Below are 9,833 nucleotides of genomic sequence, written 5' to 3'. Positions count from 1 at the left end.
ATCGGCGATCTCGTACCGGGTCTGCCGGCCCTCAGGCTCGGCGACCACGATGCCACAGTCACGCAAACACGCCAGGTGGTTGGACACATTTGACCGGGTCAGCTCAAGCTCCCGCGCAAGCACAGCCGTGTAGCTTGGCCCATTCAGCAGAGTGAATCGGCTGCACTTTCGTTCCGTTCTTCAAGCAAGGATGGAACTCGATGAACAGGAAGTACTCGCCGGAGATGCGTGAGCGTGCGTTGCGGGTGTTCGCGGAGGCGCGGCCGGAGCACCCGAACATGATGAGCGCGGTCCGTCATGTCGCCGGTCTGCTCGGGATGAGCCCGGAGACGCTGCGCCTCTGGCGGCGCCGCTACGAGGTCGACGCCGGCACCAAGCCAGGCGTCTCGACCGACGCCGCTCAACGGATCAAGCAGCTGGAGAAGGAAGTCTCGGAGTTGCGGAAGGCGAACGAGATCCTCAAGGCTGCGAGCGTGTTTTTCGCGAAGGAGCTCGACCGCCCCTGACCGAGATGATCCGGTTCATCGACGAGTACCGGGATCGCTTCGGGTCGAGCTCATCTGCCGTGTCCTGCGACCGGCAGTGCAGGGCTTCCTCACCTCCCGCGGCTACCGCGCGGCGCGAAAGACCGCGCCCCGTCGGCCCGACAGCTGAAGGACGAACTGCTGGTGCCGGAGGTCGCGAGGCTGCATGCGGAGAACTACGGCGTCTATGGGCGCCGTTCACCACGCGGTCCGACAAGACGACGCCGCTGCCGAGTGATCTCGTGAACCGAGGGTCCAGACACCTCCGTCTCCAGCTCTTCCCAAACTCTTCCCAAGCGGCCGCTGGAACAGCAAGAACTGCGGAATCTCGCGGGAGAGCTCCCGATTGAGAAGCGCGATCCCTTCGTCTTTGAAATCTCAAACGGCCAGATTAGCGCTAGTTTCCGTCGTCGAGCGTGACCGAGCAATGCTCTGAAATGTCGGAAAGGGCTTTCATGGCGGAGACGGAGGGATTTGAACTCTGAAGGTTCGACATTTCCAACATTTCGACGGCCACAGTCCCGCATGATTCCGCGGAATCACTGCATTCCACGCTGTGCTCAGTGACGGTCGTTTGCGGTCGATTCTTCCCAAACGTTTCCCACGTGCCGGAGCCGTTCGGGCGAGCGATCCCGGGGATGTGCGGCCAGGCTACCACCCGCGTCGATCACGTCTCCGGCCACTCAGTGTTAGCCCGTGCGCGGCCGCAGGTCGGGACGTTCGTCCCGACCTGCGCCGTCCGTATCGGACGTAGGGTGGACGTGTCCTCGATACCCACTCAGGGTATGCGCGAGGTCATCGCAGGTCTTGGTGACCTGTCCAGAAGGAGTGGTGTTCTGATGATGTGGGATGACGGCGACGGCGGCTACGACATGGGCTTCGGGATGGGCATGGGCTGGGGCTGGGGTTGGCTGTGGGTCATCCTCATCCTGATCGGGATCGGGCTGCTGGTGTTCGTGGCGATCCGGCTGAGCACGCGCACGAACGCGGCCCCGCCCGCCGCCGCACCTCCCGCGGTCGGCACGCCGGCCCCAGGGGCTGAGGTGTCGTCGGCGCGGCGGATCCTCGAGGAGCGGTACGCGCGCGGTGAGATCGACACGGATGAGTTCAACGAACGTATGCGTACTCTCAACGGCGCATGAGCGGGGGGATCACACGCCGGCAGGCTCTGACGATCGGCGCTCTCGGTGTGGGCGCGCTCGGCATCGGCGCGACCGGGTTGGTGTGGACGACGGTCGGATCGCAGACCTCCGGGAGCGGAACGGCGACCGCGACGTCGGGGGCGGCCGGGTGGGTCGAGCCGTCGGTGCTGGAGTCGGTCGACGGTGTGCTCGATGTCACGTTGCAGGCGGCCGAGCGGGAGGTGGAGGTCGGTGGCGCGTCGGTGCGGATGCTGACCTACAACGGCACCGTTCCCGGACCCACGCTTCACCTCCGTCCCGGTGATCTCCTGCGGGTGCGGCTGCAGAACGACCTCACCGACCCGACGAATCTGCACACGCACGGTCTGCTGGTGTCGGCATCCGACAACAGCGACAACCCGTTCCTGCGCATCGGTGCCGGGGAGAGCTTCGACTACGAGATCCAGCTCCCGGACGATCACCCGGCCGGAGTGTTCTGGTACCACCCGCATCATCACGAGCTGGTCGCCGATCAGGTGTTCGCAGGCCTGTACGGGGCGATCGTCGTGGACGAGGAGGACTGGACGGTCACGCCCCCGCGGGTCGTGGTCGTCTCGGACGTGACCGTCTCAGGCGGCGCTGTCGCATCGGTGTCGGGAGTCGAGCGGATGCTGGGACGCACCGGCGAGGTGCTGCTGGTCAACGGCCAGCCCTCCCCGACGCTTCCCGCGCCCGCGGAATCGGAGCAGCGACTCCTGATCGTCAACGCGTGCACGAGCCGCTACCTCGACCTGCGACTGGGCGATCTGGACGCCCGGGTGCGCGGTATCGACTCACACCGCCGCACCCCGCAGTCCGCGGATCGGCTGGTCCTCGCCCCGGGGAACCGCGCCGATGTCGTGATCACCACTCCCACAGCGGCGACGGACCTGATCGCCGCCGCCTACGACCGAGGGCAGGCGGGGATGGGGATGATGGGCGGTGGTTCCACGACGTCTTCCGAGGCTGTCGTGCTCACCGTGGTCCCGGATGCCGGAGCGACGCCCCCCGTGGTCGCCGACCCGGTCGTCAGTGCCCGCCGCGACCTTCGCGAGACCGCGGTCGACGGCACGCGGACGCTCACGATGAGCATGGGCATGGGCGGCGGCGCGGGCATGCGGTTCCTGATCGACGGGCGCGCGTTCGATGCGGGCCGGACCGATCAGAGTGTGACGATCGGGACCGTCGAGGACTGGACGATCGTGAACGTGTCGCCGATGGACCACCCGTTCCACCTGCATGTCTGGCCGATGCAGGTCCTCCGCACGGGAGGCGCCGACGTTACCGGTCTCGACGTCCGAGACGTCGTCGACGTGCCCGCGGGGACGTCGGTCACGGTGCGGATCGCGTTCGACCGGTTCCCCGGCCAGACGGTCTACCACTGCCACATCCTCGACCACGAAGACCTCGGCATGATGGGCGTCGTCGACGCCGCGTAACCCCGCGCTCGCCCCGCGGGCTCGCCCGCCGGCCGAGCGCGGTTACGATGGCTGGGTGCCGAAGGGGCAGCGGATGAACGAGTGGTCGAACGCAGCGGGTGGCGGCAGCGCCTACCGCCGGTGGTTCGCCGTGATCGTGGTGTCGCTGCTGATGGCCGGGCTGGTCGGCATGCACGCATTGTGGACCGGGTCCTCGACAGCACACGCCGGAACGACGTCGACGCTGATCGCGGTCGACTCGACCGGGGGAGACCACGACGCCGCTGCCACGTCGGCATCCGTGGCCGCGTCGGCACCGTTGTCGGCGCCCGCCGATCTCAGCGCCGACTGCGCGGGGTGTGCGACGGTCGGCAGCCATGATGTCGCGGCGATGTGCGTGACCGCGCTGATCCTCATCGTTCTGCTCGCCGTTCGAGCTCTGCCCAGAGAGGTGCGCATCGAAGTCGCTGCGATGGCCCTCAGCCGGCTGCGGGGCGCGATGCGCGCGAGTGCGCGCCCCTCCTCGCCGGATCTGACGGCGCTTTCGATCAGCCGCACGTGAGGGGAGTGCCCGACGTGTCGGGCCCACCCGGTCTTCGCCGTTTCGGCGCCACCCCTTCACATTGATAGAGAGAAACCCCGTGCACTTCCGCGTTCGCGCGGCGGCGGCTCTTGCCGCTGTCGCCACCCTCACCCTCACCGCCTGCACCGCACAGACCACGACCGCGGGCGACTCCCACTCGTCCGCCCTGTCCACACACATCCACGCGATCATCACCGACCCGGCCACCGGCACCACGATCCTCGGCACCCACGACGGTCTCCTCCCGGTCGATGCCGACGGCGGCGTCGGGGACCCGATCGGCGGGTACGAATTCGACGCGATGGGGCTCGCCGTCACCGGCGACGCCTTCGTCGCGTCCGGCCACCCCGGCGCGAACACCCCCGCAGAGTGGGGATCCCCGCACCTCGGCATCATCCGCAGCGACGACGCCGGCCAGACCTGGTCCCCCATCGCGTACACGAGCGAGAAGGACTTCCACGCCCTGACCGCCGGACCCGACGGCACCCTGTACGGGCTCTCCACCGACGAGCCGGCTGTGCTGACCAGCACAGACGGCGGTTCGACCTGGACAGCGGCAGGCGCGAACATCTCCGCCTACGCGCTCACCGTCGACGACACCGGCACCGTCTACGCCACCACCCCCGGCGGGGTTCTGTTCAGCGTTGACGGCGCAGCCACCTTCGCGCCCATCGCGGATGCGCCGGCACTGTATCTGCTCTCGGCAGCCCCCGACCACTCGACACTGGTCGGCGTCGACGTCGAGGGCACGATCTGGACCAGCGCGGACGCCGCCGCATCGTGGGTCGAAGCGGGCAGTGCGGACGGTCAGGCGCAGGCGGTCGCTCTCACCTCGTCGGGAGAGATCGCCGTGGCCGACGACAGCGGGCTCCGGCTCCTCGGCGGCGACCAGTAATCCGGAACCTGCGAATCGGGAGGCGCACGTGAGCGAGCAGGACACGAAGATCAGCCTCGTCGGCTCGGTGGCGCTCGGCACGGGAGTGATGATCGGCGCGGGCATCTTCGCGCTCGTCGGACAGGTCGCCGGACTCGCCGGCGACTGGTTCCCGGTGGCGTTCATCGCCGGCGCCGCCGTCGCCGGTGTCAGCTCGTACGCCTACGCACGGTACTCGAGCGTGAACCCGTCGGCGGGCGGCATCGCGATGCTGCTGAAAGACGCCTACGGACCGGGCGTGGTCGCCGGGTCGTTCTCGCTGTTCATGTACGTGTCGATGGTGGTCGCCGAGAGCCTCCTCGCCCGCACCTTCGGCACCTACCTGCTGCGACCCTTCGGGCTCCAGGACTCCGTCGTGCTGGTGCCGCTGCTGGGCATCGTCGCGATCGCGGCCGCCGCGGCGGTCAACCTCGTCGGCAACCAGCTCGTCGAACGCTCCGCACTCGTCACCGCCGTCCTGAAGATCGTCGGCATCGCGGTGCTCGCAGCGGCCGGTCTCATCGGTGCAGCAGCGACCGGGGCGGGGTTCTTCTCGCACAGCTCGGACAGCGGCGACGGCATGCTCGGGGTGGTGGCCGCCGTCGCGCTGTGTGTGCTGGCGTACAAGGGCTTCACCACGATCACCAACCAGGGCGATGACCTGAAGGACGCCAAACGGAATATCGCCCGGTCCATCACGATCTCGATCGCGATCTGCGCCGTGCTGTACCTGCTGATCACCCTGTCGGTCGGGGCGAGCATCGGAGCATCCGGCGCGATCGACGCCCGCGACTACGCCCTCGCCGAAGCAGCCGACCCGCTGTTCGGCGCGTGGGGCGTCGGCATCACCGTGGCCGTCGCGGTGATCGCGACCCTCTCCGGACTGCTCGCCAGCCTGTTCTCCGTGTCGCGCCTGTACGGGATGCTGCAGGACATGAAGCAGGCACCCGCGCTGCCCGCGCGGGTGCCCCACCAGCCCCTGCTGATCACCGCCGCGGCCGCGATCGTCCTCACCGCGGTGTTCGACCTGGGCCGCATCGCAGCGCTGGGCGTGTTCCTCTACCTCACGATGGACATCGCCGTGCAATGGGGAGTGCTCCGTCGCCTGCGCGACAAGATCGACGCGCACCGCTGGCTGCCCATCGCCACCATCGTGCTGGACGTCGCGATCCTCGCCGCGTTCACGATCAGCAAGGTGCAGTCCGACCTGCTCACCGTCGGCGTCGCGGCAGGCCTCGCCGCCGTGATCTTCGCCGCACAGGCGTGGGTCGTCACCCGTCGGCACCGAACCGAGACGAGCGACCGATGACCCGACGCACACCGACGACACTGCGGCGTCTCACCGCCGCCAGCGTTGCCCTCGTCCTCACAGCCTCCCTGGCATCCTGCTCCGACAACCCCCTCTCCGACCAGTACCGGGCGGGCGACAACAAGGGGTTCATCGCCGCCGACGGCTTCCGAGTCGTCGAGATCCCCACAGCAGACCGCAGTCGACCCGTCACGTTCCAGGGAGTGCTCGACACCGGCGACACCGTCACCAGCGACGAGTACGCCGGCGATGTCGTGGTCGTGAACTTCTGGTACGCCGCATGCGCGCCGTGCCGTGTCGAGGCGCCGGAGCTCGAAGCCGCGCACGAGGCGTTCGCAGACGATGACGTGTCCTTCCTCGGCGTGAACATCTACGACAGCGCCGCCGCCGCGACCGCGTTCGCCGACACCTACGGCATCACCTACCCCAGCGCCCTCGCGACCGTGGATGGGTCCGTGAAACTCGCATTCGCGGAAGAGACACCGTTGAACGCCGTCCCGACGACGATCGTGCTGGACCGCAAGGGCAGGGTCGCCGCCCGCATCATCGGCCAGCTCAGCAGCGCCTCGATCCTCAAAACACTCATCTCCGAGACACTGGACGAATCGTGACCCTCGTCGACTCCGTCGCCGGCGGATCCCTGCTCGTCGCCATCCCGATCGCCGTGCTCGCCGGGCTGGTGTCCTTCCTCTCCCCCTGCGTCCTTCCCCTGGTGCCCGGCTACCTCGGCTACATCGGCGCCGCCGCAGCACCCCGCACGACACACACACCCGCGCCTCGAGCACACCTCGACGAGCCGGACAGCACCACCGACGCGGAGTGCCACGACCCGACCGCGGCCGCCCCGGTATCCGCCGCTCCGACCCCGACCGCGACTCTCACGACCGGTCGGCACCGTGTTGTGATCGGCGTGGTGCTGTTCATCGCCGGATTCACCGTCGTGTTCATCAGCGTGGCTATGCTCGGCGGCACCGCCGGAAGGCTCCTCCTGGAATACGCCGACCCGATCACCCGCGTCCTCGGCGCGTTCATCATCATCATGGGCGTGGTCTTCATCGGCGGCCTCCGGTTCGCGCAACGCACCATGCGGCCACGCGTGCGCGGAAGGATCGGATTGGCGGGAGCCCCCCTGCTGGGCATCGCTCTCGGCATAGGTTGGACACCCTGCATCGGCCCCACCCTCGCCGTCATCCTCGGGATGTCCTTCGATCAGGCATCCGCTGCACGCGGCGCGCTCCTCGGCCTCGCATACTCGCTCGGTCTCGGCATCCCGTTCATCCTCCTCGCCTTCGGATTCGGCTGGGCGACCCGATCCGTCGGAGTGATGCGCCGCCACATCCGCCTGATCAACATCATCGGCGGCACACTCCTCATCGCGCTCGGCACGCTCATGGTCACGGGCCTGTGGACCGCGCTGATGTCGAACCTGCAAGGCGTGTTCTTGAGCGTCCCCCTCCCCATCTGACGACACAGCAGTCCCCGCACCCGACGTGGATCCCCTCCCGAGGGAATACCCCTAGGGGGTATCGTGGTTGGGGTGAGCAAGTCTTGTGAGGGACGAGTGGGCATCACCCATCCCACTCCAAAGCGAGGGAGCACACCATGACCGACCCACACGCGCACCACCACCACGCGCGCACCACCACCGACCACCCAGACCCGGCGGCCAAGCCGACCGACGCGGCCGTCCACGACGAGCACGCCCGACACGGCGGCCATGAGGCGCACGCCGACCACGGTGCGCACGCCGACCACGGTGCGCACGCCGACCACGACGCGCACGCCGACCACGGTGCACATGACAGCCACGGGGAGCATGCCGGTCATGACAGCCACGCCGACCACGGGGAGCATGCGGGCCATGGCGGGCACGCCGGACATGGCGCACATCATGTCGCCCAGTTCCGGCGGCTGTTCTGGATCAACCTGATCCTCGCCGTCCCGGTCGTGGCGTTCTCCGGCATGTTCGGGATGGTCCTGGGCTACTCGGTTCCCTCGTTCCCCGGAGCACAGCTGATCTCTCCCGTGCTGGGCACCGTGATGTACTTCTGGGGCGGCTGGCCGTTCCTCAGCGGCGCGGTCAGCGAACTCCGAGCCCGCAAACCCGCGATGATGCTCCTCATCGGTCTCGCGATCACCGTCGCATTCTTCGCATCCTGGGGCGCCACCCTCGGACTCCTCCACCGTGAGCTCGAGTTCTGGTGGGAGCTCGCGCTGCTGATCGTGATCATGCTGCTCGGCCACTGGATCGAGATGCGGTCCCTCGCGCAGACCACCTCCGCACTGGACTCCCTCGCCGCGCTCCTGCCCGACGAAGCGGAACGCGTCGAAGGCGACCAGGTCGTCACCGTCTCCCCCGCCGACCTCCGACTCGGCGATGTGGTCGTCGTCCGCCCCGGCGGCAGCGTCCCCGCGGACGGCAGGGTCGTGGAGGGCCGCGCCGACATGGACGAATCCATGGTCACCGGCGAATCCCGCCCCGTCAGCCGGACCGCGGGCGACACGGTGACCGCCGGAACCGTCGCAACAGATTCAGGCTTGCGGGTCGAGGTCACCGCTACGGGCGATGACACCACCCTCGCCGGCATCCAGCGGTTGGTCGCCGACGCGCAGAACTCGACCTCGAGGGCGCAGCGGATCGCCGACCGCGCCGCCGGCTGGCTGTTCTGGTTCGCGCTGGGTGCCGCCGCACTCACCGCGCTCGTCTGGACGCTCGTCGGAGACCCGGACACCGCGGTGATCCGGACGATCACCGTGCTGGTGATCGCGTGCCCCCACGCGCTGGGTCTGGCCATCCCCCTGGTCGTGTCGATCGCCACCGAGCGCGCAGCCCGCGGCGGTGTTCTCGTCAAGGACCGCCTCGCCCTGGAGAGCATGCGGACCATCGACGCGGTCCTGTTCGACAAGACCGGCACCCTCACCAAGGGCGAGCCGACCGTCACCGGCATCTCCACCGCCGATTCCGACTCCGCCGAGACCGTTCTGGCACTCGCGGCCGCCGCCGAAGCCGACAGCGAACACCCCCTCGCCAAGGCCATCGTGCGAGCTGCCCGCGAGAAGGATCTGACCATCCCGTCCGCTGCCGGCTTCACCTCGTCCCCCGCGGTCGGGGTGACCGCGACCGTCGAGAACCATGAAGTCCGCGTCGGCGGCCCCGCTCTCCTCGAAGAGCTCGGCCTCAACGAGATCGAGGATGCCGACGCGTGGCGAGCGGAAGGCGCGATCATCCTCCACGTCGTCCGAGACGGTCGGGCCATCGGCGGCCTCAAGCTCGCCGACGAGGTCCGTCCCGAGTCGCGCGATGCCGTCGACGCGCTCCATGCCCTCGGCATCGAGGTCGTGATGATCACCGGCGACGCCGAAGCCGTCGCCCACGCGGTCGGCGAGGACCTCGGCGTCGACCGGGTGTTCGCGCGCGTGCGCCCCGAGGACAAGTCCGCCAAGATCGCCGAGCTGCAGGCCGAAGGCAAGCGCGTCGCGATGGTCGGAGACGGCGTCAACGACGCGCCCGCCCTCGCCCGAGCGGACGTCGGCATCGCGATCGGCGCCGGCACCGACGTCGCCATCGCCTCCGCGGGCGTGATCCTCGCCAGCGACGATCCCCGGTCCGTGCTGTCTGTGATCGAGCTGTCCCGAGCGAGCTACCGGAAGATGAAGCAGAACCTGTGGTGGGCGGCCGGCTACAACCTCATCTCCGTGCCCCTCGCCGCCGGCGTCCTCGCTCCCATCGGATTCGTCCTCCCCGTGTCCGTCGGGGCGATCCTGATGTCGCTGTCCACGGTGGTGGTCGCCCTCAACGCGCAGCTGCTGCGGCGCCTCGACCTCACCCCGGCGAACAGCGCCCGCACGATCCTCGGCCGCTGACGCCACCCGGCGAATCACCACGCAGACGGCAACGGCGCTCCCCTCAGGCAAAGATCCCGAGG

General features: G+C 68.7%; 9 protein-coding genes and 1 pseudogene. 9 read left to right on the top strand and 1 reads right to left on the bottom strand.

All coding sequences use genetic code 11. The features are described 5' to 3' along the window. Nucleotides 1-153: pseudogene (locus ACGG9C_RS04095) on the bottom strand (ArsR/SmtB family transcription factor); the annotation flags it as partial. Between the two features lie 47 nt (nucleotides 154-200). Between ACGG9C_RS04095 and ACGG9C_RS04090 the strand changes: the two are divergent. From ACGG9C_RS04090 to ACGG9C_RS04050, 9 genes are all read left to right on the top strand, one after another. Further along, complete coding sequence (locus ACGG9C_RS04090; RefSeq protein ID WP_194385030.1) at nucleotides 201-506, top strand: transposase; 306 nt, start codon at nucleotides 201-203, stop codon at nucleotides 504-506. Nucleotides 507-1,363: 857 nt separating this feature from the next. Further along, on the top strand, nucleotides 1,364-1,666 hold the full coding sequence (locus ACGG9C_RS04085) for an SHOCT domain-containing protein (protein WP_228480986.1): 303 nt from the start codon (nucleotides 1,364-1,366) through the stop codon (nucleotides 1,664-1,666). Continuing rightward, nucleotides 1,663-3,123, top strand: coding sequence for a multicopper oxidase family protein (locus ACGG9C_RS04080; protein WP_194385029.1), 1,461 nt, complete (start codon nucleotides 1,663-1,665; stop codon nucleotides 3,121-3,123). The genes ACGG9C_RS04085 and ACGG9C_RS04080 overlap by 4 nt, the downstream gene beginning before the upstream one ends. Before the next feature lie 73 nt (nucleotides 3,124-3,196). Beyond that, on the top strand, nucleotides 3,197-3,664 hold the full coding sequence (locus tag ACGG9C_RS04075; RefSeq protein WP_194385028.1) for a DUF6153 family protein: 468 nt from the start codon (nucleotides 3,197-3,199) through the stop codon (nucleotides 3,662-3,664). A gap of 79 nt (nucleotides 3,665-3,743) precedes the next feature. After that, nucleotides 3,744-4,580: a F510_1955 family glycosylhydrolase gene (locus ACGG9C_RS04070; RefSeq protein WP_228480985.1), complete on the top strand. Its 837-nt coding sequence runs from the start codon at nucleotides 3,744-3,746 to the stop codon at nucleotides 4,578-4,580. Between the two features lie 28 nt (nucleotides 4,581-4,608). Beyond that, nucleotides 4,609-5,907, top strand: coding sequence for an APC family permease (locus ACGG9C_RS04065; RefSeq protein ID WP_194385027.1), 1,299 nt, complete (start codon nucleotides 4,609-4,611; stop codon nucleotides 5,905-5,907). Then, nucleotides 5,904-6,518, top strand: coding sequence for a TlpA disulfide reductase family protein (locus ACGG9C_RS04060; RefSeq protein ID WP_194385026.1), 615 nt, complete (start codon nucleotides 5,904-5,906; stop codon nucleotides 6,516-6,518). Before ACGG9C_RS04065 ends, ACGG9C_RS04060 begins: the two co-directional genes overlap by 4 nt. Further along, nucleotides 6,515-7,372 carry a cytochrome c biogenesis CcdA family protein gene (locus tag ACGG9C_RS04055; protein WP_194385025.1) on the top strand — a complete coding sequence of 286 codons (858 nt, stop codon included), beginning with the start codon at nucleotides 6,515-6,517 and terminating at the stop codon, nucleotides 7,370-7,372. Before ACGG9C_RS04060 ends, ACGG9C_RS04055 begins: the two co-directional genes overlap by 4 nt. A 137-nt stretch (nucleotides 7,373-7,509) precedes the next feature. After that, nucleotides 7,510-9,771 (top strand): heavy metal translocating P-type ATPase, encoded by a 2,262-nt coding sequence (locus ACGG9C_RS04050; protein ID WP_194385024.1) that lies wholly within the window; start codon nucleotides 7,510-7,512, stop codon nucleotides 9,769-9,771. Nucleotides 9,772-9,833 lie beyond the last annotated feature (62 nt).

The sequence above is a fragment of the Microbacterium sp. MTN4-26 genome, assembly GCF_042846595.1.
Lineage (GTDB): Bacteria > Actinomycetota > Actinomycetes > Actinomycetales > Microbacteriaceae > Microbacterium > Microbacterium luteum.
Note: the sequence above shows the minus strand (reverse complement) of the source record. Positions and strands in the feature narration are given on the sequence as shown.